Here is a 22,154-nt window from a genome sequence, read left to right on the forward strand (position 1 = left end):
CCCGCATCTCCGCAGCTGCGGAGCCGCCGGCACGAATTTCCTGCTTGCCGGGCTAAAGACCGGAGTCTTTTACCTTCGCGGCGATATCCGCATCGATGCGAGTGATCGCTTCGTCAAGCGGCATCTCACCGGCCGCGGCCTGGCTGACGCGCGTGACAAGAGCCCCGTAGAACGTGTCGGACCAGTGCCAGCCGGGCAGCTTGCGAGCGAGGTCGGACAGCGAACCCGCCGCCGCGACAAACTCGGCCAAAGCCGCCTTTGCCTGGGCGTCGTCGGTCTTGAAGTCGAGACCCTTTGCCAGCACGCCCTTGTGCGCGGGCAGAAACAGGGTGCGCTCCGAGAACTCTTTTACGATGTCCTCGCGGGCGAGATAGTCCATGACCTTGGCGACGTCCTTGGGGTTTTTCGTGTATTTGATCGCAACGAGCCCAGCACCACCGGTCATGCCCGTGCAGTTTTCTGATCCGCAGGGACTGCCGGTCGCCACCCAGTCGAAATTCGAACCGATCTTGGCGGAGAAGTTCGGAACCTGCCACGAGCCGGAGTAGTAATAAACAAGCTGGCCGTTGATGAAGTCATCGGCGGCGGCGCGATATGTCGATCCGGCGGCCGATACCCAGACATCCTTGCTCATCGTTCCATCTTCAATCCAGCCCACGAACTTGCCGAGGAAGGCCTTGGTGCCTTCATCCAGCGGCGCCGGCTTGCCGTCGGGACCAATGTAGTTGGCGCCGTAGGCTAAGTTGGGGCCGCTCAAGCGGTGGCCGGACCGGTCAAGGGCCATCGGGAAGGGAACCTGCTGGCTCTCGGCGACCTGCTTTGCAGCTTTCGCCCAATCATCCCAGGTCGCATCCTTTCCGGGGATTGCAACGCCGGCCTGTTCGAACAAGGTCTTGTTGGCAAAGCCGCCGGCAATGGTGATCTGTGTCATGAAGCCGGAAATCTGGTTCGAGCCGTCAGGACGCATCCAGTCTGCCTGGGCGCCGAAATTTTCATCCCAATAGGCGGCATCGGCCACCAGCGGGCGAAGATCGAGCCAGTGCTGGCTCATCGCCTTGAGGTTGGTTACGCGGGCAATGTCCGGGCCGTCCCCGGCTTCGAGCTGCACGGGGAGCTGCTCGCGCACGACGCTGTAGGACACGTTGTCGAGCACGACGTTGATGTCCGGATTTTCCTTCATGAACCGGTCGAGGAGGTCCTTGAGGACTTCTCCTTCCACACCATCGGAATACCACATGATGCGGACATCGCCGGCAATCGCGACCGTCGACGTCAAGAGCCCGACGGCCAAGGCCGCCAGTATTGTTCTGGTCTTTCGCATAGTCTTCCTCCTCTTGTGCGCGAGCCCTCCAGCTCGCAGGTCAACGTCACGCCGGCTTCTCCCGCCGGCGCTTCGCTCTTAATTGGCGGCCAGCATGACGACCTCGCCGGCAACCGTGAATTCGTTTGGCAAGATAGTACGGCCTTCCGCCTCCGCCGAGCCATCCGCGCGGAATGTCACGGTGCCGTATTGCGGATCGTCGATGACGAACGAGCCGTCTTCCTTCTCCTCGACTGCAAGCGCGCCAAACCGGGCTTCCACCGCTGCAAGGCTGGAGGCCTCGCAGACCCGCACGATCCAGCGTGTCTTGCGGCCATATTGGCGCAGTTCCGCATTGGCCGACGGGCCGTCCTTGACTGCAACGAAATCGGCGCTGCCGCGCAGCAGCATCGCTCCTTGGCCGCTACGTGCCAAAGCCAGGTTTCCATCGACGCTGCTTTCGTCGAACTCGGCGACGGGGAACCAGGCATGGGTGAAGTCCGGCTGTTCGTCAAAAGTGGAAAAATCGAGCACGGCCAGCCCGCGATACTGGTGGGCGCGAGGGAGGGTGCCGCAGCCGCCCCAGAAGGAGGGCCGGCCGTACCCGAACTGAATCGTCTCGCCGGGATGATTGATCCAGACGGCTGCTTCTGGGCGTTCGCCGATCCGCAGATGCAGTATCGTCTCCTGGTAGCCCCATTCATTCCAGCGGTAGTGGGCGGCAGAACCCATGGCGAAGTCGCGGCTCTTGTAGTGATAGAGCGCGGCAAGGCGGTTTTCGCCCTGCGCGAAACGCCACTCCTGATGCGCCTCTGCCTGATGGTTTGCGATCATCGCGAAATCGCCCGGGATATCGAGACCGTGGTCGCGCAGGCAGACGGCAAGCTGCGGCAACGCATGGACGCGGCGGCCGTACCAGCCTTTGCCCCACAGCAGCCGTGCGACGCCGGAGAGTTCGAGTGAGCGGCCGGCGCAGAGCGTGTGTTCATAGGAGCGCCCCTGCGCCGCTGTCATCATGCCGTGGTGAGCCGAGCGGGCGATCACTTCGCAAAGCCGGACGATACCCTTTTTGGCGCGATCGGCGATGTCGGCATCGGGGGACAGGGCGGCGAGCGCCGTCAGGCCCTTGAGGTCGATCGGGAAATAGGGCGCGGAGTTGAACTCCGCCATTTCCCAGGCCTCGAAATGATCAAGCCAGGCGCGCACGCGGGCTGCACCCACGGCACGCTGTTCGACGCCCGTGCGGCCTGAGCGGGTGAAGGTCCTGTCAGCCAGGAGATCTCCGGCGAGATAGGCTGAGGTGTGAAACAGGAGTGCGTGGTTTTCGGAGAAATACCACTGTACGTCGTTGCCGGGTTCGTCCATCCAGTAGCGGAAATTGAGGATCGCCTGGTCGATGCGGTTGCGGGTCTTCTCGCCGATGTCGTTGCCCCAGACGGTTCGCGACCAGATGAGCGGAACCAGCGAGAAATCGGCGCAGTCGTGGCAATCCTCGATCGACGGCAGGATTTCCTCGATCATGGCATCCGTATCGGCGCCGCAGCGACCGCTTGCGAGCCGTGCAAAGGCGCGCACCGTGTCACGTTCGGAAAAGGCCGAGATTTCGTCCAGCGTTTCCTCTATCCGTTCGCCAAGTGCGAGAGGCGCGCTTCCCTGCCGGCCGGCATGACAGATCTCGACGCCAAGCGACCGCGAGGCGACAAAGCCGTCGGCCTTCAGCGTGATGCGGAAATGGCGGAAATCGGCGGGTGCATCTTCCGAAGGGCCAATGATTAAGCGCGCATCGCCCGCCTTGAGAACGAAGTCGTAGTCGACGCGCTCGGTCGACATGAAATCGCCCTCGACCGCCACGTTCACGTCGACATCGACCGGCAAGGGCCCGGCGAACAGAAGTTTGATATCGCCTTCAAAATAGGCCGTCCTGTCGAAGTGCATTCCCTCGAGCGCCGCCTCGATCGCCCCGGCGACCTTGCCTTCGATCGGCACGGGTACGGCCACGCTTGCGGCCGGTCCGTCGAGATAATCGAGCTGGAAGAAGTAACGGGCGTCGCGCTCGGCCAGATCATCGACAAAGATGGTGATCTCGTTCAACCCAGCCGTCAGCGGCAGGTCGAATTCGGCCTTTGCCTCCAGATTGCGGCTATAGGGCGCCATCCAGCCGATCTCGGTACCGTTCAGCCAGAGGACTGCGCCGCCGCAGGTGCCGAGGCGCAGCTTTGCCGTCCCGGCCTTTTCGGCGGCTACGAAGGTGCGGGCCCAGGTGGCAAGTCGCGTCGGGCGGAACCAGAAGCCGGACAGATCAAGCCGCGGCGAGCCGAAGGGAAGCCACCAGCGGGTGGCCTCGAAGGCGCCGCGCACATCCGGCCGCTTGCCGCGATAGCGCTCAGCGAAGACCGTGCGGCAGGGATATTCGTGCGGGATGAAGTTCTTGTGCTTGGTGAGGAAGAAGAACGGGTCCATCTCGCCCTTCATCGGGGCGTCGGGAACGTCGAAGCGCTCTTCGGCAATCACGCCGAGTTGCCAGTAACGGATGGCTTCGCCTGGATTCAGCTCACGGTTCATAAGAGATGTCATATTCGTCATTTCAGCTCTGCCAGGGCCACCGGGGCCACATCGTTGTATTCCTGGTTTTCGCCGGTCATGCCCCAGACGAAGGCATAGGGACCCGTTCCGGCGCCCATATGGATCGACCAGGCGGGAGAGAGCACGGCGTCGCCATTGGCGACGATCAGATGGCGCGTCTCTTCGGGGCGACCCATCAGATGGACGATGCGGTCCTCCGCCGCCATGTCGAAATAGCAATAGGCCTCCATGCGGCGCTCGTGCAGGTGCGGCGGCATGGTGTTCCAGACGCTGCCCTCGGCAAGATCGGTGATGCCCATCAGAAGCAGGCAGGAGGGCGCGACTTCCGGATGGATGTACATGGCAAGGCGGCGCTTGTTTGAACGGCGGCCGTCGCCCAGTTCGAGCGCTTTGGATTCCGCCTTTTTGATCAGCCGGTGAGCGTTGTCCGCACCGGCCGGCACCGAGTTCATGTAGAACCGGGCAGGGGCTTTTCCAGAGAGGCTCGCCATCGTGATTTCGCGCGCGCCGCGGCCGACATAGAGCACATCGCGGTTCTCCAGCGTGAAGGATTGCCCATCAACGGCCACAGTGCCTGTGCCGCCAAGATTGGCAATTCCCATTTCGCGCGCCGACAGGAGATACGGCGTGCCGATCTCGGCACCGGAACCGAAAGTCACGCTCCTGGAGACCGGCATCGCGCCGCCGAGAAGCAGGCGGTCGACATGCGTATAGGTGAAATTGACGGCGTCCGGCATGAACAGGTCGGTCATCAGGAAAGCGTTGCGGAGTTTTTCCGTGTCGTAGCCTTTGATGTCTTCCGGCCCTGCGCCGTACAAAATCTTCATCGTCATGCCGCTTGTCCTTCTATCCCGACGTGCTCAAGGCCTTCGGAAAGGCACAGGATTGCCAAAGCCTGCCCGTAGCCCGTCGGTTGAATGGGAATGTCCTTGTAGAACTGGAGGTCATGGCCCATGCGCGTGCCATAGGAGACGTTGAGCACGGTGCCGGTCTCGTCGATATTATCCATCACCACTTTAAGCGCCTTCAGACCCGCCATGCGCCAGTCCGGGGTCCCGAGCCCGAGGCGGTAACCCTTGAGAAGGCCATAACCGATGCCGGCGGTGGCGGAAATTTCCTCATAGGAGGTGGGATCGTCGAGCAATGTGCGCCAGGCGCCAGACGGCGCCTGAAGCGCAAGCAGGGCATCGACCTGCGCCACGAGAACGCCCTGGAGGAAGTCCTTCACCGGCTTGGCGATGTCGGCGAGATCGAAAAGGTCGAGCAGGCCCGCGGTGATCCAGGCATTGCCGCGTGCCCAGCGGGCCCGCGCGAAATTGTGCCGGCCGTCGAAGGTCCAGCCATGAAACCACAGGCCGGTATGGGTGTCGGCGAGGTAGCGGGCATGCACAAGGAATTGGCGGGAGGCCTCGTCGACCAGTTCGCGCCGGCCGCTCGCCTGGCCATAGGACGCCAGGAACAGGGCGACCATGTAGAGTGTGTCGTCCCAGAGTTCGTTATGGTTGACCTTGTCGGAGACGTGATGCTCGAAGCCGCCTTCCGGCGTGCGGCCCAGGTCCAACATCACGCGGTTGGCCCAGTCATCGAGGACCGGCTGCCAGCGGGGATCGCGGGTGCTGGCCCAGAGAACCGAAAGGCCGAGCATAGGCGCGGTGGTGTTGACGTTGAGCTGCGGCAAACCCGCCTCGATGCGCGCCTGGTACCATCCTTCGATGAGCTGACGCAGGTCGTCGCGGCCAGTGAAAAGCCAGAGCTTGATCAGGCCATAGAGACCGACACCCTGCGGCCACTCCCAGCTGTCGAAGCTGATGTAGTCGCCGGCGGTTCCATCGAGATTCGGCTCGTGGAAGCGACCATCATGCCTCAGGCCGGTCGTTCCGGCGACAAGGCGATCGAGACCATCGCGAATATCGCGGCCATTCAGAGCCATGGCATTCCTCCCAATCCGTCCGCTCTTCGGCGGCTCCCGTGCTGGTAATAAAGACATGATATTTTTTCTTGCGCAATCTGAAAATTTTTCTCATAATTGCGACGAGGAGGGGATGAGATGATTGTGAAACCATTGCCGGGCAAGCGCGGAAAGAAGAGCAAGCGTGTGCGTCTAGAGGATATCGCGAAGGCTTGCGGGGTTTCTCTGAGCACCGCCTCACGCGCGATCGCGGGCGAGAAGGGCGTTCGGCCGGATATCCGCCAACGGGTGCTCGAGGCTGCAAAGGTCGCCAACTATATCATCCCGACCGCGGTTGCCGGGCAGAAGGTCATTCTGGCCGCATCGAGCGCTGCCATGATCGACTATGTGCGCAACCAGTTCACGCTCTATGTCCTTGAGGGCTTGACGGAGCGCGCGCAGGCGCTCGGGCTTGAAATTGTCACACGCCCGATCGCCGACAGGAACGAAGAACTGGCGGTGCTGAAGGAGGCTTTGGAGGATCCTCAGGTTGCCGGCCTGCTTTTTCTCACCGTCGACGACGAAGGCATGCTGGCCGCCACGCGCGGTTTCGACAAGCCGGTCGTGCTTCTGAACGGCGACGATCCGTTCATGCGGCTTTCCAGTGTCACGCCCTGCAATCGGTCGAGCGCGCGGCTGGCCGCGGATCATCTGATCGATCTTGGCCACCAGCGCATCCTGTTCCTGATGCGTCCCGGCCGGCGCACCATTGAACGGCGCTATGAAGGTTGGAAAGATGCCCTGCTGCATCACGGGCTACCTTGCGGTGATGATTTTGTGGTTCCCGTCGAAGATTGGCTTCCGGAACTTGCGGCCCAGGCGGTCGCGTCGCGGATCGCCGCACGCGGCCTTGATTTTACCGCCGTTCTGGCTGCCGGCGACAGTCTTGCCGTCGGCGCCATGATGGGTGTGCAGCAGTCAGGGTTTTCCGTGCCCGGCGATGTCTCGGTGATGGGCATGGACGATCTTCCGCAGGCCTCCTTCCTCAACCCGCCGCTGACGACCATGCATATTCCGATGCGCGAGATCGGTTCCGTGGCGCTTGATCTCTTGCGCGACAATCTTTCCGGTCTTCCGATGCCGCCACGCCGCGTCGAACTCGCCTGCCATCTGGTCGAACGTTCATCGACGGCGCCGGCCCGGAATAGATCTGCTTAGCAAGAGTTGGGTCGCTTTACTGGACTGTGCCGTAGAACGCCATGCGCGTGAAAATCGTGTAATTGGATTCCGACACCATCATGGCGACGAAGACGAGCACGAGGAGCGGCGGCAGCAGGATGGCATAGACAAGCGCCAGTCGCTCCCAGGCCATATGCATGAACACAGCGACGATCAGCCCAGCCTTGAGGATCATGAAAAGCAGGATCAGGGACCACCGTAGATACCCCTGCAGGCCGACATAATCGACGAGATAGGAGCCGGCGCTGAGAATGAACAGAAAGCCCCAGACGACGAGATAGAGCCCGATCGGATGCTGCTGATGCTGCTCCTTCACCTGCACTTGTGCATGCGTTGCAATTTGCTCCATCAGATCACCTCACCACAGATAGAAAAATGCGAAGATGAAAACCCAGACCAGATCGACGAAGTGCCAGTAGAGGCCCATGATTTCGACGATCTCGTAATTGCCTTTGCGGCTGGTGAAGAAGCCGCGCCTTTCCGTATCGAAATCGCCCCGCCAGACCTTGCGCGCGATAATGAGGAGAAAGATGACTCCGATCGAGACATGGGTGCCGTGAAACCCCGTGATCATGAAGAACGACGAGCCGAATTGGGCGGCACCCCATGGGTTTTCCCAAGGGCGGACGCCCTCCGAAATCAGCTTCGACCATTCGAATGCCTGCATGCCGACGAAGGACGCGCCAAGAACCGCAGTCAGCAGCATCAGGATCGCCGTCGTGCGGCGATCCCGGCGGTAGCCGAAATTGACGGCCATCGCCATCGTGCCGCTGCTGGAGATAAGGATGAAGGTCATGATGGCAATCAGGATCAGCGGGATTTCCTGTCCGCCGAGCGTGAGTGCGAAGACCTCGCTGGGGTTCGGCCAGGGGACGGGTGTCGACATGCGGGCGGTCATGTAGGCGAGCAGGAAGCAGCCGAAGATGAAGGTGTCGCTGAGCAGGAAGATCCACATCATGGCCTTGCCCCAGGACACGTTCTTGAAGGCTCGCTGATCCGACGACAGATCGGCCGCGATGCCGCGTAAGCCCAAAGGGCGCTCGAGCGTCTCGCCGGTATGCACTTGCGTGGATTGCGCCATCGTCACCACTCCCTATGTGAGCAATTGCCGGCAAAGATCGGCGAAATCATTTGCCCAGCCAGCGAAGAGTGCAAACAGGACCAGCCAGACGGCGAGCATGAAGTGCCAATAGACGGCACAGAGATCGACGCTCAGGCGCAGGCTGCGTGAGGTGGGGGCACTCCAGGCCTTTGTCATCGTCCGGCCAAGGGCCACAAGGCCGCCGAAAATGTGGAGACCATGCATTCCGGTGATCACGTAGAAGAAGCTGTTCGCCGGATTGTCGGCGAGTAGGTAGCCCGCCTGCGTCAGTTCCCGCCAGGCGAAGATTTGTCCGGTGAGAAAAAGGACCGCAGTCGCAAGTGCGGCAAGGAGGGCGGTTTTCACGGTGTCGCTGCGGCCGTGTTGCGCTTCGGTTTTGGCCCATTGCATCGCCGCGCTGCTGACAATCAGGGCGGCGGTGTTCAGCCACAGCAAGCGGGGAATGGGCGTCGACCACCAGTCGGGCGTTCCGACCCGCATCAGATAGGCGCTGATGAAGAGGCTGAAGAGGGCGCCGACGACGGCGAGAAACACATAGAGACCGATTTTTGCAGGCGGGATCGGCGATCGTTCACCGCCTCCCGGCTGTCCAAGGTGCCCCACTTCGAGCCACGGCCTGGACGTCAGTCGCTGCTGGGCCATCCACCAGATGATGATGGCGGCGATAGCGGCGAGGAAGAGCAGCATGACGCTCACGACACCACCTCTCGCGTCAGCCCGCCGAGCCCCGGCTGGTTCTGCGGAATGAAGTCTTCGGCAGCGCCCGGTACGCTGTAGTCATAGGGCCAACGATAGACCACGGGCAGTTCCTTGCCCCAGTTGCCGTGGGCGGGCGGAGTTTGCGGCGTCTGCCATTCGAGCGTTGTCGCCCGCCAAGGGTTGCCGCCGGCCTCTCGGCCCTTCCTCAGGCTCCAGGCGAGATTGAACAGGAAGAGGATCTGGGCGGCGCCGACGGTGAGCGCCATGACGGAGATGAACGCATTCAGCGTGTGGGCCGATTCGGGAATAAAGGCCGTTTCGCCAAGTTCATGATAGCGGCGCGGGATGCCCAACAGGCCGAGATAGTGCATCGGGAAGAAAATCAAGTAGGCTCCGAGGAAGGTGACCCAGAAGTGGATCTGGCCCATCGCCTCGTTCAGCATCCGTCCGGTAACCTTCGGATACCAGTGATAGATCGCCCCGAAAATCACCATGATCGGCGCGACGCCCATGACCATGTGGAAATGCGCGACGACGAACATCGTGTCGGACAGGGGCACGTCGACGACGACGTTGCCGAGGAACAGCCCGGTCAGCCCGCCATTGACGAAGGTGACGATGAAGGCAAGCGCAAACAGCATGGGCAGCGAGAGGTGAATGTCGCCGCGCCAGAGGGTCAGCACCCAGTTATAGACCTTGATCGCGGTCGGAACCGCAATGATCAGCGTCGTCGTGGCGAAGAAGAAACCGAATTTCGGGTTCATGCCGCTGACATACATGTGATGCGCCCAGACGATGAAGGAGAGCGCGCCGATGATGACGATCGCCCAGACCATCATGCGGTAACCGAAGATGTTCTTCCTCGCGTGGGTGCTGATCAGATCGGACACGATGCCGAAGGCGGGAAGGGCAACGATATAAACTTCGGGGTGGCCGAAGAACCAGAAGAGATGCTGGAACAGGATCGGGCTGCCGCCGCCCTGTTTCAGTTGAGTGCCCATCTCGACGATCGCCGGCATGAAGAAACTGGTTCCGAGAAGCCTGTCGAACAGCATCATCACGGCGGCGACGAAGAGGGCGGGAAAGGCGAGCAGCGCCATGATCGTTGCGGTGAAGATACCCCAGATCGTCAGCGGCAGGCGCATCAGCGTCATGCCGCGGGCGCGTGCCTGCAGCACGGTGACGACATAGTTCAGCCCGCCCATGGTAAAGCCGATGATGAATAGAATGAGCGACGACAGCATCAGGACGATGCCCCAGTCCTGTCCACCCGGCGTGCCTGAAAGGATGGCCTGCGGCGGATAGAGCGTCCAGCCGGCGCCCGTCGGCCCGCCGGGAGCGAAAAAGCCGGCGGCCAGGACGAGGACGGCGAGCAGATAGAGCCAGTAGCTCAGCATGTTTGCATAGGGAAACACCATATCGCGGGCGCCGACCATCAGGGGAATGAGATAGTTGCCGAAGCCGCCGAGAAACAACGCAGTCAGGAGATAGATCACCATGATCATGCCGTGCATGGTGATGAACTGGTAATAGTGATCGGCGTCAATGAAATCGAAGGTGCCGGGAAAGCCGAGCTGCAGGCGTATCAGCCAGGAGAGCACCAGCGCGACCATGCCGATGGCGATCGCGGTCATCGAATACTGGATGGCGATGATCTTGGCATCCTGGCTGAAGACGTATTTGGTCCACCAGCTCTTCGGATGATAAAGCTCGACATCCTCCACTTCCGCCGGTGGGATGACTTCGCTTGCGTCGGACCTGATATCGACCATCATCTCCCTCCCGCTTCATCTTTTTGCACGCCTGCTATTTTCGAGGAGGACGTGCTGGATGCAATCGCCGTTTCTTCCTGACTTGCTGCGAGAAGCTGGCTGAAGGTCTGCTGCTCCTGCAGCCATGTCTGGTAGTCGGCCTCGTTGTCGACCACGACGGTGCCGCGCATCTGCGGATGGCCGGTGCCGCAGAGTTCGGCGCAGAGGACTTCGAACGTCCCGGTTCTGGTCGGCGTGAACCAGAAATAGGTCTCCATGCCCGGTATCATGTCCATCTTCGCCCTGAATTCGGGGACGTAGAAATCGTGCAGCACATCGACCGAGCGCAACAGCATCTTGACGGGCTTGCCGACCAGCAGGTGCAATTCGCCGCCTTCGATGATGAGATCGTCGAGACCGTTCGCGTCATTGGGGTTCACGCCGAGCGAATTGCCGTCGCCGATGGCGCGGGTCTCGGAGGTGCCAAGCTTGCCATTGGCGCCGGGCAGACGGAAACTCCAGAGCCACTGCTGGCCGACGACCTCGACCTCGGTCGTTCCGGCTGGAACGGTGACGAACTGATGCCACACGAAAAGCCCAGGCGCCAGCATGGCGGCAACGCCGATACTTGTCACCGAAGCGAGCCAGACTTCCAGTTTTTTGTTTTCCGGTTCATAGGCGGCGCGGTTTCCCGGGCGATGGCGGAAGCGAAAGACGCAATAGGCGACAAACAGCACCACCGCGACGAAGACGAAGCCGGTGATCCAGAATGTGATGATGATGGTATTGTCGATGTAGGACCAGTTGGACGCAATTGGCGTCCACCACCATGGGCTGAGCAGATGAAACACCACGGATCCAACTGCCACGATAACGAGAATAAGCACTACAGCCATTTCCTGTCCCCTCCCTGCCTCGGACGGCTGCGGGCATGAACGCGTAACCTGTAGAAAAATTGCCGGATCAGTATCGCACGAACAACAAATTCAGGCAATTAGCAGCTTGCATAAGCCTAAAGAGTGCGCGCAGACTTTTCGTATCAGGGGAATTGTTTGAGATAGGCGATCAGGTTGGTGATTTCGTCGTCCTTCTTCAGGCCGACGAAGGCCATTTTCGTGCCCTTCACTTTCGCCTTTGGATTGTGCAGGTAATCGCGCAGCGTTGTCTCGTCCCAGACCAGCCCGCCTTCTCCTGCCGCCTTCATCGCCGAAGAATAGCTGAAATCCGGATGCGTTCCGGCCTTTCTGCCGAACAGGCCCTTCAGCGAGGGACCGACCTTGGTCTTGTCGCTATCGACGATGTGACAGGTCGCGCATTTCTTGAAGACAGCCGCGCCCGCCTCCGCATCGCCTTCCTGGGCAAGCGCACCGAGCGGACAGAGAAGAGTGGCCAACAAGCCTATCGTCAGAACGTCGCCTCGCATTGCAATCCTCCTCCAGGTTGCCTGAAACACCGGCCTGCGCCTGCCATTTTTGCCGTCGCAGCCGGACCGAACCGCTCGTCACCGTTGCGGGCGAAAGACGGTTGCGATCAGGAAAAGGTATGCTTCAGTCTTGATAAGTCAATTGGTACCCAGTGAGAGGCCACCAAGCGTCGTCCGTCTGGCGGGCGCGGGTGCTGGTTTCAGACCGGTGCGGGTCTGGTCTGATCCACGGGCGTCAGCAGGCTGTGCGCAATTCGGGCTGCCTCCTCGATATGGGCACGGCATGCGGCTGCGGCCGCATCCGGATCGTTGCGCTCGATGGCGTTGAAGATTTCGCGCATTCTCGCCGGGCCCGATACGGTGCGGTTGGTGGTGGAAAGGGTCATGACCCGCAGCCGCGAAATGCGGCTGTTCAGCCGCTTGACGATATCCCAGGCGATCTCGTGGCCGCCCGACAGGAAGATCGTTTCGTAAAATTCGGTTGTCGCGGCAAGGATCGTCAAGGCATCGTTCTTGCGCGAATTGCGATCGAGGTCCTGCAGCACCGTCTTCAGCTTGTCCTTCGTCGCCGTATCGGCGTTGCGGGCGCAATCGGCGACCGCCGTCGTCTCGAGCGCGATCCGGACATCATAGATCTGCCGCGCCTGATGCCAATCGATGAGGGCGACGATCGGTCCTTGCTTGGGCGCGGTTTCGACCAGACCTTCCGTCTCCAGATGGCGCAGCACTTCGCGGATGACGGAGCGAGAGACGCCGAGCTGGTCGCAGAGCGTACGCTCGACGAGCCGCTGTCCGGGGCTGAAAAGGCCGGCAATGATGGCGTTGCGCAGCCGTTCGAGCGCCATTTCCCTCAGGGTTACCGGCGGGGTGTCGATCCGGAGTGATTCCAGATTCCGGGCGATTTCGGCAGTCGAGGCGAAGAGTTTCTGGTTCATGGTTCACTCATAGACGCAGAAATGATTCAGAACAAGACTTGACACTTGATATTATGGTATACCATCATACGGAATATCGAGATGGAAGGAAAACGGCCTTGGCTATCGAAATCCGCAAGACACTTCTTCAGGTGGAAACCACGCTGGTCGAGGGCGGCAAGGCCGCCCAGACGCCGCTAAAGCTTTACGCGGCGATGGCCGTGGTGAAGAATCCCTGGGCCGGACGGGGGTTCGTCGAAGATCTCAAGCCGGAAATCCACGCGGCGGCGCCGGTGCTCGGCGAGCTCCTTACGCGCATGATCATCGAGGCCGTCGGGTCGGGCGAAAAGGTCGAGGCCTATGGCAAGGCGGCGATCGTTGGGCTTGATGGCGAGATCGAGCATGCTTCCGCGCTGATCCATACGCTGCGTTTCGGCAACCACTATCGCACCGCGGTCGGTGCAAAATCCTATCTTGCCTTCTGCAACACGCGTGGCCCGGCCAATGCCCCTGTCATGATCCCGCTGATGGACAAGAACGACGAGGGGCGCCGCTCGCACTACCTCACCATCCAGACGTCGATCGCCGACGCGCCGGCGGCCAATGAGATCGTTGTCGCGCTTGGCGCCTCGGTCGGCGGCCGTCCGCATCATCGCATCGGCGATCGCTACCAGGACCTCAAGGATCTTGGCAGCGACGTGAACAACCCGGCAGCGGTCTGAGGCTGACATGGAAGCGGTCCGGCGGTTGCACACCAAGAACGGCACGGCCTATGCGGAGCAGGGCGCCGGCGAACCGCTGGTGCTTATCCATGGCGTCGGCATGCGGCTGGAAGCCTGGGCGCCGCAGATGGCGGCGCTCGGCAAGAGCCATCGTGTGATCGCAGTCGACATGCCGGGGCATGGCGAGAGCCGACCCTTGTCCGATGCGGCAAATCTTGAAGCCTTCGTTGCCTGGCTTGGCCTTTTCCTCGACGATCTGGGGCTTGAGCGCGTCAATGTCGCCGGACACTCCATGGGTGCCCTGATTGCCGGCGGTGCGGCCGCGACGTTCGGTGCGCGAATTACCCGCGTGGCGCTGTTGAACGGCGTCTATCGTCGCGATGCGGCTGCAAGTGCCGCGGTCGTAGACCGGGCGCGGGAAATCCGGGCCGGGCAGATCGATGTCGATGGTCCGCTGCTGCGCTGGTTCGGCGCGGACAGCAAGGAGAGCGATGCCTACCGCTTGACCCATCGGTGGCTGTCTTCGGTCGATCGCGGGGGGTATGCTACCGCCTATGCCGCCTTTGCCGCCGGTGACAGCACCTATGCCGATTGCTGGCCGGATGTCGGATGTCCGGCACTGTTTCTGACTGGAACCGACGATCCCAATTCTACCCCGGCCATGGCGCAGTCCATGGCGGATGCGGCGCCTGCCGGTTACGCGGTGCTGATCGACGGCCACCGGCATATGGTCAATCTGACGGCGCCCGACGAGGTCAACACGATCCTCGCGGACTGGCTGGCGAAACCGGAGGAGATGAGATGAGCCAAGCGGGTTTCGATGCGCGTGCCCTGCGCGATGCGTTCGGCGCTTTTCCAACCGGCGTGACGGTGGTGACGGCCCATGATCCGTCCGGACAGCCGATCGGCTTCACAGCCAATTCCTTCACCTCGGTGTCGCTCGATCCGCCGTTGCTGTTGGTCTGCCTGGCAAAGACCTCGCGAAATTTTGCGGCCATGACCGGGTCCGCCGGCTTCGCGGTCAATGTCCTGTCCGAAACCCAGAAAGATGTTTCCAACACCTTCGCCCGTCCGGTCGAGGACCGCTTTGCCGCCGTTGAATGGAAGAAGGGACCAGAGGGTTCGCCGATCTTTTCGGATGTCGCGGCCTGGTTCGACTGCGCCACCGAACAGGTTCTGGATGCGGGCGACCATGTCATCATGACTGGCCGGGTCCAGGCGTTCGCCAATAGCGGTCTGAATGGTTTGGGCTATGCCCGGGGCAGCTATTTCACGCCGGCCTTGGCGGGCAAGGCCGTTTCGGCGGCGGCCGAAGGCGAGGCCCAATTGAGCGCGGTGATCGAGCGCGACGGCTCCGTCCTTCTGCTTGGAACCGACGTTCTCAGCCTTCCGACCTGCGCCATGGAAGGCGGCGAGCCGACGCAGATGCTGCGGGATTACCTTGAGACGCTCACTGGACTGAGCGTGTCCATCGGCTTCCTCTATTCCGTCTATGAAAGCCGCGCCGACAACCGGCAACATATCGTCTACCGCGCAACCGCGCTAGCCGGGGAGCCGGCCACCGGACGCTTCCTGCCACCCGCCGAGGCACTGAAGCAAACATTCGACACCACCGCCACGGCCGATATCCTCCGGCGGTTCGATCTGGAAAACTCCATCGGTAATTTCGGTGTTTATTTTGGCAATGAGACGGCCGGCAAAGTCCACCCGGTTTCAAGGAAGGCCTGAGCGCGATGAAATTTTCCCTCTTCGTCCATATGGAGCGGCTCGATGCAGACCAGGATCACAAGAGCCTGTACGAGGAATTCGTGGCGCTCTGCGAGATCGCCGACAAGGGCGGTATGCACGCCATATGGACCGGCGAACATCACGGCATGGACTTTACCATCGCGCCCAATCCGTTCGTCACCATCGCCGATCTTGCCCGCCGCACCAGCAAGGTCCGGCTCGGCACCGGCACGGTGATTGCGCCGTTCTGGCATCCGATCAAGCTTGCCGGTGAAGCGGCGATGACGGACCTCATCTGCGATGGCCGGCTGGATATCGGCATAGCGCGCGGTGCCTATTCCTTCGAATATGAGCGGTTGCTGCCGGGCCTCGACGCCTGGGGAGCCGGGCAGCGCATGCGCGAACTTATTCCCGCGGTGAAGAAGTTGTGGGAAGGCGACTACGCCCATGACGGCGAGTTCTACAAGTTCCCGTCGACGACATCGGCGCCGAAGCCGATCCAGCAGCACCCGCCGATCTGGGTGGCGGCGCGCGATCCGAACTCCCATGAATTCGCCATCGCCAATGGCTGCAATGTCCAGGTGACGCCGCTCTGGCAGGGCGACGACGAGGTCGAGACGCTGATGGGGCGCTTCAACGAGGCCTGCGCCAAGAACGCTGCCGTCGAGCGGCCGAAGATCATGCTTCTGCGCCACACCTATGTCGGTTCCGATGAGGCCGATATCGCGCAGGCCGCCCACGAGATGAGCGTCTACTACAACTACTTCTTCGCCTGGTTCAAGAACGAGAAGCCGATCCATCAGGGCCTGATCGAGCGGATTCCGGCGGAAGATATCGCCGCCAATGCCATGTTGTCGGCCGACGTCATGCGGGCAAACAACGTGGTCGGCAATGCCGGCGACGTCATCAGGCGGCTCAAGGCTTATGAGGCCATGGGCTATGACGAATATTCCTTCTGGATCGATACCGGCATGAGCTTCGAGCGCAAGAAGGCCTCGCTCGACCGCTTCATCGCCGATGTCATGCCGGCATTCGGGGAGTAGGGCGATGCAGCAGTTCCAATGTTACATCGACGGACGTTTCGGCAATGGCGAGGCGCGTTTTCAAAGTGTCGATCCCGCGACCGGCGCTGCGTGGGCGGAGATGCCCGAGAGCCGTAAGGCCGACGTCGATCGCGCGGTCGAAGCGGCCCACCAGGCGCTGCACGGCGGCGGCCGCTGGGCGCGGATGACGGCGACGCAGCGCGGCAAGCTGCTCTACCGGCTCGCCGATCTCATCGCGGCGAGCGTGCCGAGACTGGCTGAGCTGGAGACCCGCGATACTGGCAAGATCATCCGCGAGACGTCCTCGCAGATCGCCTATGTCGCCGACTATTATCGCTATTATGCGGGGCTCGCCGACAAGATCGAGGGCGCCTTCCTGCCGATCGACAAGCCGGATATGGACGTCTGGCTGCGCCGCGAGCCCGTCGGTGTCGTCGCCGCCATCGTGCCCTGGAACAGCCAGCTCTTCCTCGCCGCCGTCAAGATCGGCCCGGCCCTTGCCGCCGGCTGCACGATCGTCGTCAAGGCATCGGAAGATGGCCCGGCGCCGCTGCTCGAATTTGCCCGGCTCGTCGACGAGGCCGGTTTCCCGCCCGGTGTCGTCAATGTCATCACCGGCTTTGGGGCCACCTGCGGCGCAGCGCTCACCGCGCATCCGAAGGTCGCCCATATCGCCTTTACCGGCGGTGCCGAGACCGCCCGCCATATCGTGCGCAGTTCGGCGGAGAATCTCGCCTCGACCTCGCTCGAACTCGGTGGCAAGTCGCCGCTCATCGTCTTTGCCGATGCCGATCTCGAAAGTGCGGCGAATGCGCAGGTCGCCGGCATCTTTGCCGCCACCGGCCAGAGCTGCGTCGCCGCCTCCCGGCTGATCGTCGAGCGCAGCGTAAAGGACCGTTTCCTCGAAATCCTCGCTGCCAAGGCCGAGGCGATCCGCATCGGTTCACCGCTCTCCATGGACACCGAAGTAGGGCCGCTGGCAACGGAACGGCAGCGCCGGCATATCGAGACGCTCGTTGCGGCCTCGCTTGATGCGGGTGCCAAGGTCGTAACCGGCGGCTCCGCGCCGGCTGGGGAGGGCTATTTCTATCGCCCGACCATCCTCGATTGCGACGGCACGAGCGCGCCGTCGCTGGACAAGGAATTCTTCGGCCCGGTCCTCTCCGTCATTTCCTTCGAGACGGAGGCCGAAGCGATCGAGCTTGCCAACAGCACGCCCTATGGGCTCGCGTCAGGCATCTTCACGCAGAACCTGACGCGGGCGCACCGACTGATGAAAGCGATCCGCGCCGGTATCGTCTGGGTCAACACCTACCGCGCAGTGTCGCCGATTGCGCCCTTCGGCGGCTCGGGCCTTTCCGGCGACGGGCGCGAAGGCGGCCTTGCGGCGGCACTCAGCTACACCCGCACAAAGACCGTATGGCTCCGGACGTCCGACGATCCGATCCCCGATCCCTTCGTGATGCGGTGACGGCGATGTTCTACGAAATCCGCACTTACCGGCTGAAGAACGGTGCCATCCCGGCCTATCTCAAGGTCGTGGAAGAGGAAGGCATCGCGATCCAGAAAAAGCATCTCGGCGACCTCATCGGCTATTTCTTCTCGGAAATCGGCCCGATCAACGAGATCGTCCACATCTGGGGCTTTTCCAGTCTCGATGATCGCGAGGCACGCCGCGGCCGCCTGACGGCCGATCCGGACTGGCAGGGTTTCCTGCCGAAGATCCGCGACCTGATCGAGGTCGCCGAAAACAAGATCATGAAACCGGCAGCCTTTTCACCAACGGGAGGATCGCGACCGGCGTGATCACAGACGGCCTACATCCCGGAGGAGGGGAAAAACTCCGGCGTCAAAGGGTCCACAAACAGCGACGCAGATCGCTGCAAACCATCAGAACACAGTCCAACAATAACGGAGCAAGGGAACATGACAAAGACATTCATCATCGCGGCCATGGCCGCCACACTCGGCCTTTCCACCACGGCGGCGGCCGCCGATCTGGTGTTCACCAGTTGGGGCGGAACCACCCAGGATGCACAGAAGGCCGCCTGGGCCGATCCGTTCACAACGGCAACCGGCATCAACGTGGTGCAGGACGGACCGACCGATTATGGTAAGCTCAAAGCTATGGTCGAGGCCGGAAGCGTCACGTGGGACGTGGTCGACGTCGAGGGCGACTATGCCGTCCAGGCTGGCAAGGCCGGCCTGCTCGAAAAGCTGGATTTCTCGGTCATCGACAAGTCGAAGCTCGATCCGCGGTTCTTGACCGACTATTCCGTCGGCAGCTTTTATTATTCCTTTGTCATCGGCTGCAACAAGGATGCCGTCTCGGTCTGCCCGAAGACCTGGGCGGACCTGTTCGACACCGCCAAGTTCCCCGGAAAGCGGACGTTCTACAAGTGGTCGGCACCCGGCGTGATCGAAGCTGCCTTGCTGGCGGACGGCGTTGCGCCTGAGAAGCTCTATCCGCTCGACCTGGATCGCGCCTTCAAGAAGCTCGATACCATCAAGGCCGACATCATCTGGTGGACCGGCGGCGCGCAATCGCAGCAGCTTCTAGCTTCCGCCGAAGCGCCTTTCGGGTCGTTCTGGAATGGGCGCCTGACGGCGCTTGCCGAAACCGGCGTCACCGTCGAAACGTCCTGGGAGCAGAATATCACCGCGGCAGACGCGCTGGTCGTGCCGAAGGGCACGAAGAACAAGGAAGCGGCGATGAAGTTCATTGCGGCTGCAACCAGCGCCGATGCCCAGGCGAACATGGCGATCAACACCGGCTACGCCCCGATCAACCTCGATTCCAGCGCCATCATGGATGAAAAGATTCGCATGACGCTTCCGGACATGCAGTCGGCGAGCCAGATCAATGCCGACATGGAATACTGGGCGGCAAACCGCGATGCGATCGGCGAACGCTGGTACGCATGGCAGGCCAAGTAAGGCGTCATCGGCGGAGCGCGACCGGTTCGCGCTCCGCCTCCGCAGGTTCTGACAAAGGGTTTTCGGCATGGCCTTGCTGACCGAGCGAGACAACACAACGGCGATGGGCAAGGTCCGCCCTGTCCGGTCGAGGAATTTCGCCCTGACCGTTCCGGCATTGCTGCTTCTCGTGGTGTTCTTCATTCTGCCGGTGGTGGCACTGCTGCTGCGCAGCGTGATGGAGCCTAAGCTCGGCCTCGACAACTACCGGGCCCTGCTTGGATCGACGACCTATCTGAAGATATTCCTCAACACCTTCAGCGTGTCCGCACTGGTGACCGTGGTGACACTCGCGATCGGCTTTCCTGTCGCCTGGGCACTCGCCATCATGCCGACGCGCTGGGCCTCGATTGTCTTTGCCGTTTTGCTTCTGTCGATGTGGACCAATCTCCTCACGCGTACCTATGCCTGGATGGTGCTGTTGCAACGCACCGGCGTCATCAACAAGACGCTGATGGGATTAGGCCTGGTCAGCGAACCGTTGCCGCTGGTGAACAACCTTGTCGGCGTCACCATCGGCATGACCTATATCATGCTGCCCTTCATCATCCTGCCGCTCTATGGCGTTATCCGCAAGATCGATCCGGCCATCCTGCAGGCGGCGGCGCTATGCGGCGCAACCCGCTGGCAGGCGCTGACCCGCGTTCTCATCCCGCTCGCCGCCCCCGGCATGGTCGCCGGCGCGCTCATGGTCTTCGTCATGTCGCTCGGTTACTTCGTTACCCCGGCGCTTTTGGGCGGCACGGCAAACATGATGCTGGCCGAACTGATTGCACAGTTTGTTCAATCGCTGGTCAATTGGGGCATGGGCGGCGCGGCGGCACTGGTGCTTCTCGTCGTCACCCTGGCACTCTACGCCGTACAGCTTCGCCTTTTCGGGACCGCCCGCATGGAAGGACGCTGAGATGCTGTTGAATTTCGATCGCCTTGGCGGATGGAAATGGGCACTCATCACCATCACCGGCCTGACGGCGGCCTTTCTGATCCTGCCGATCGTCTTCATCGCGGCGTTGTCCTTCGGCTCGTCGCAATGGCTGATCTTTCCTCCGCCTAGCTGGACGCTGAAATGGTATGAGGCCTTTTTCGCCGATCCGCGCTGGCTGGAGGCTGCCGGGACGAGCTTCTACATTGCCGCCATCGTCACGGTTCTGTCGGTCCTCATTGGTCTCGTCGCCTCGTTCGGTCTGGTGCGGGGCCGCTTCATCGGCAAGGAGGGTCTGCGGGCACTGTTCCTGACGCCGATGATCCTTCCGGTCGTGGTGCTTGCCGTCGCGCTCTATGCCTTTTTCCTGCGCATAGGGCTCAACGGCACGGTGACCGGCTTCGTCATTGCCCATCTGGTCGTGGCATTGCCGTTTTCGATCCTCTCCATCACCAATGCGCTGGAAGGTTTCGACAAGTCGATCGAGGACGCGGCGGTGCTCTGTGGCGCGAGCCCGCTGGAGGCGAAGCTGCGGATTACCCTGCCGTCGATCAGCCATGGGCTATTTTCGGCAGCCGTCTTCTCGTTTCTGACGTCATGGGATGAAGTCGTGCTGGCGATCTTCATGGCGAGCCCGACCCTGCAGACGCTGCCTGTCAAGATCTGGGCGACGCTGCGGCAGGACCTGACGCCCGTGATCGCCGCCGCCTCAACCCTTCTGATCGTCATCACCATTGCCCTGATGCTTCTGGTAGCGCTGCTGCGCAAAGGACTGAAATCATGACCGCACCCTTCCTGCAAATCCGCAGCTTGAGAAAAGACTACGGCATCGTCACCGCCATCCGGGAGGTCAGCCTCACGGTCGAGCGCGGCGAGTTCATGACGTTTCTCGGCCCGTCCGGATCGGGCAAGAGTACGACGCTCTACATCCTCGCCGGCTTCGAGAACCCGACGGCGGGCGACATTCTGCTGAACGGCCAGAGCCTGATCGCGACGCCCTCGCACAAGCGCAATATCGGCATGGTGTTCCAGCGCTACACACTGTTTCCGCATCTGTCGGTTGGCGAGAACATCGCGTTTCCTCTGAAGGTCCGGCGTCTTCCCAAGGCCGAGATCGATGCCAAGGTGGCGAAGATGCTGAAGCTCGTCCGGCTCGAAGGGTTCGAGGACCGCAAGCCGGCACAGATGTCGGGCGGCCAACAGCAGCGCGTGGCGCTGGCGCGGGCGCTCGCCTACGATCCGCCGGTGCTTTTGATGGACGAGCCGCTGTCGGCGCTCGACAAGAAGCTGCGTGAGGAAATCCAGCACGAGATCCGCCGCATCCATCAGGAAACCGAGGTGACCATCCTCTATGTGACTCACGACCAGGAGGAGGCGCTGCGGTTGTCGGATCGTATTGCCGTGTTCTCCAAGGGCGTGATCGACCAGATCGGTACCGGCCCGCAGCTCTATGCCAATCCTGCCACCCGCTTCGTTGCGGAGTTCATCGGTGACAGCGATTTCGTCACCTGCCGCGTGCTGTCTGCCCGGGACGGACGGGCGGAACTCGCGGTGGGCACAGACATGACGATCAGCGGCGTTCCCATGCATGGCAGCGCTGCGGCCGGCAGCAAGGCCGCCTTGATGCTGCGCCCCGAACGCCTCTCCCTCAAGCGTGGACAAGCCGGCGGCAACGGGCTGTCGGCTACCGTCACGGACATCACCTTCCTCGGCAGCAACATCCATGTCGCCGCAATGGTTCCGTCCGGCGAGGCGCTGTCGGTGCGCTTGCCCTTCGGACACGAGGCGACCGCCGGCCTGGCACGGGGAGACACGGTATCGCTTGGTTTCGACCCGGCGAGCGCGCACGTCTTCTGCGCCTAGA

At 61.8% G+C, this 22,154-nt stretch carries 22 protein-coding genes; 11 read left to right on the forward strand and 11 right to left on the reverse strand.

Annotated elements, in window-relative coordinates:
• Positions 1-52: 52 nt before the first annotated feature.
• The 4 genes from ACSQ2Z_RS05900 to bglB all read right to left on the reverse strand — a co-directional run bounded on the left by ACSQ2Z_RS05900 (position 53) and on the right by bglB (position 5,813).
• Positions 53-1,321: an ABC transporter substrate-binding protein gene (locus ACSQ2Z_RS05900; RefSeq protein ID WP_436080325.1), complete on the reverse strand. Its 1,269-nt coding sequence runs from the start codon at positions 1,319-1,321 to the stop codon at positions 53-55.
• A 78-nt stretch (positions 1,322-1,399) separates the two neighbouring features.
• Positions 1,400-3,883, reverse strand: a complete 2,484-nt coding sequence (locus ACSQ2Z_RS05905; protein ID WP_436080326.1) for a hypothetical protein — start codon at positions 3,881-3,883, stop codon at positions 1,400-1,402.
• The gene (kduI, locus tag ACSQ2Z_RS05910) at positions 3,880-4,716 is read right to left on the reverse strand and encodes a 5-dehydro-4-deoxy-D-glucuronate isomerase (protein ID WP_436080327.1); all 837 of its coding nucleotides are present in this window, start codon (positions 4,714-4,716) and stop codon (positions 3,880-3,882) included. Before kduI ends, ACSQ2Z_RS05905 begins: the two co-directional genes overlap by 4 nt.
• Complete coding sequence (gene bglB / locus ACSQ2Z_RS05915) at positions 4,713-5,813, reverse strand: beta-galactosidase BglB (RefSeq protein WP_436080328.1); 1,101 nt, start codon at positions 5,811-5,813, stop codon at positions 4,713-4,715. The genes kduI and bglB overlap by 4 nt, the downstream gene beginning before the upstream one ends.
• Positions 5,814-5,930: 117 nt before the next feature.
• Between bglB and ACSQ2Z_RS05920 the strand changes: the two genes are divergently transcribed.
• Complete coding sequence (locus tag ACSQ2Z_RS05920; protein WP_436080329.1) at positions 5,931-6,989, forward strand: LacI family DNA-binding transcriptional regulator; 1,059 nt, start codon at positions 5,931-5,933, stop codon at positions 6,987-6,989.
• 16 nt (positions 6,990-7,005) lie between these two features.
• Here the strand turns inward: ACSQ2Z_RS05920 and ACSQ2Z_RS05925 are convergent, their stop codons facing one another.
• From ACSQ2Z_RS05925 to ACSQ2Z_RS05955, 7 genes are all read right to left on the reverse strand, one after another.
• Positions 7,006-7,359, reverse strand: a complete 354-nt coding sequence (locus ACSQ2Z_RS05925) for a cytochrome C oxidase subunit IV family protein (protein ID WP_436080330.1) — start codon at positions 7,357-7,359, stop codon at positions 7,006-7,008.
• Between the two features lie 9 nt (positions 7,360-7,368).
• Positions 7,369-8,091, reverse strand: a complete 723-nt coding sequence (locus ACSQ2Z_RS05930) for a heme-copper oxidase subunit III family protein (RefSeq protein ID WP_436080331.1) — start codon at positions 8,089-8,091, stop codon at positions 7,369-7,371.
• A 12-nt stretch (positions 8,092-8,103) separates the two neighbouring features.
• Positions 8,104-8,808 (reverse strand): cytochrome c oxidase subunit 3, encoded by a 705-nt coding sequence (locus ACSQ2Z_RS05935; protein WP_436080332.1) that lies wholly within the window; start codon positions 8,806-8,808, stop codon positions 8,104-8,106.
• On the reverse strand, positions 8,805-10,583 hold the full coding sequence (gene ctaD / locus ACSQ2Z_RS05940) for a cytochrome c oxidase subunit I (protein WP_436080333.1): 1,779 nt from the start codon (positions 10,581-10,583) through the stop codon (positions 8,805-8,807). Before ctaD ends, ACSQ2Z_RS05935 begins: the two co-directional genes overlap by 4 nt.
• Positions 10,583-11,458: a cytochrome c oxidase subunit II gene (locus ACSQ2Z_RS05945; protein ID WP_436080334.1), complete on the reverse strand. Its 876-nt coding sequence runs from the start codon at positions 11,456-11,458 to the stop codon at positions 10,583-10,585. Before ACSQ2Z_RS05945 ends, ctaD begins: the two co-directional genes overlap by 1 nt.
• A 143-nt stretch (positions 11,459-11,601) precedes the next feature.
• Positions 11,602-11,985 carry a c-type cytochrome gene (locus ACSQ2Z_RS05950; protein ID WP_436080335.1) on the reverse strand — a complete coding sequence of 128 codons (384 nt, stop codon included), beginning with the start codon at positions 11,983-11,985 and terminating at the stop codon, positions 11,602-11,604.
• A gap of 200 nt (positions 11,986-12,185) precedes the next feature.
• Positions 12,186-12,920 carry a GntR family transcriptional regulator gene (locus ACSQ2Z_RS05955; protein ID WP_436080336.1) on the reverse strand — a complete coding sequence of 245 codons (735 nt, stop codon included), beginning with the start codon at positions 12,918-12,920 and terminating at the stop codon, positions 12,186-12,188.
• A 98-nt stretch (positions 12,921-13,018) separates the two neighbouring features.
• On the opposite strand from ACSQ2Z_RS05955, the gene ACSQ2Z_RS05960 reads away from it, so the two are divergent.
• The 10 genes from ACSQ2Z_RS05960 to ACSQ2Z_RS06005 all read left to right on the forward strand — a co-directional run bounded on the left by ACSQ2Z_RS05960 (position 13,019) and on the right by ACSQ2Z_RS06005 (position 22,153).
• Complete coding sequence (locus tag ACSQ2Z_RS05960; RefSeq protein WP_436080337.1) at positions 13,019-13,621, forward strand: amino acid synthesis family protein; 603 nt, start codon at positions 13,019-13,021, stop codon at positions 13,619-13,621.
• Positions 13,622-13,628: 7 nt separating this feature from the next.
• Complete coding sequence (locus ACSQ2Z_RS05965) at positions 13,629-14,426, forward strand: alpha/beta fold hydrolase (protein WP_436080338.1); 798 nt, start codon at positions 13,629-13,631, stop codon at positions 14,424-14,426.
• A complete protein-coding gene (locus ACSQ2Z_RS05970) occupies positions 14,423-15,349 on the forward strand; it encodes a flavin reductase (protein ID WP_436080339.1) in 927 nt (308 codons plus the stop codon). Before ACSQ2Z_RS05965 ends, ACSQ2Z_RS05970 begins: the two co-directional genes overlap by 4 nt.
• A gap of 5 nt (positions 15,350-15,354) precedes the next feature.
• Positions 15,355-16,392 carry an LLM class flavin-dependent oxidoreductase gene (locus ACSQ2Z_RS05975; RefSeq protein ID WP_436080340.1) on the forward strand — a complete coding sequence of 346 codons (1,038 nt, stop codon included), beginning with the start codon at positions 15,355-15,357 and terminating at the stop codon, positions 16,390-16,392.
• A gap of 4 nt (positions 16,393-16,396) precedes the next feature.
• The gene (locus ACSQ2Z_RS05980) at positions 16,397-17,863 is read left to right on the forward strand and encodes an aldehyde dehydrogenase (protein ID WP_436080341.1); all 1,467 of its coding nucleotides are present in this window, start codon (positions 16,397-16,399) and stop codon (positions 17,861-17,863) included.
• Between the two features lie 5 nt (positions 17,864-17,868).
• Positions 17,869-18,198: an NIPSNAP family protein gene (locus tag ACSQ2Z_RS05985; protein ID WP_436080342.1), complete on the forward strand. Its 330-nt coding sequence runs from the start codon at positions 17,869-17,871 to the stop codon at positions 18,196-18,198.
• 120 nt (positions 18,199-18,318) lie between these two features.
• Positions 18,319-19,329 carry an ABC transporter substrate-binding protein gene (locus ACSQ2Z_RS05990; protein ID WP_436080343.1) on the forward strand — a complete coding sequence of 337 codons (1,011 nt, stop codon included), beginning with the start codon at positions 18,319-18,321 and terminating at the stop codon, positions 19,327-19,329.
• A 67-nt stretch (positions 19,330-19,396) separates the two neighbouring features.
• Complete coding sequence (locus tag ACSQ2Z_RS05995; protein ID WP_436080344.1) at positions 19,397-20,272, forward strand: ABC transporter permease; 876 nt, start codon at positions 19,397-19,399, stop codon at positions 20,270-20,272.
• A gap of 1 nt (position 20,273) precedes the next feature.
• Positions 20,274-21,074, forward strand: a complete 801-nt coding sequence (locus tag ACSQ2Z_RS06000; RefSeq protein ID WP_436080345.1) for an ABC transporter permease — start codon at positions 20,274-20,276, stop codon at positions 21,072-21,074.
• Positions 21,071-22,153, forward strand: a complete 1,083-nt coding sequence (locus ACSQ2Z_RS06005) for an ABC transporter ATP-binding protein (protein WP_436080346.1) — start codon at positions 21,071-21,073, stop codon at positions 22,151-22,153. The genes ACSQ2Z_RS06000 and ACSQ2Z_RS06005 overlap by 4 nt, the downstream gene beginning before the upstream one ends.
• Position 22,154 lies beyond the last annotated feature (1 nt).

The organism is Pararhizobium sp. LjRoot235, assembly GCF_964254145.1.
Lineage (GTDB): Bacteria > Pseudomonadota > Alphaproteobacteria > Rhizobiales > Rhizobiaceae > Pararhizobium.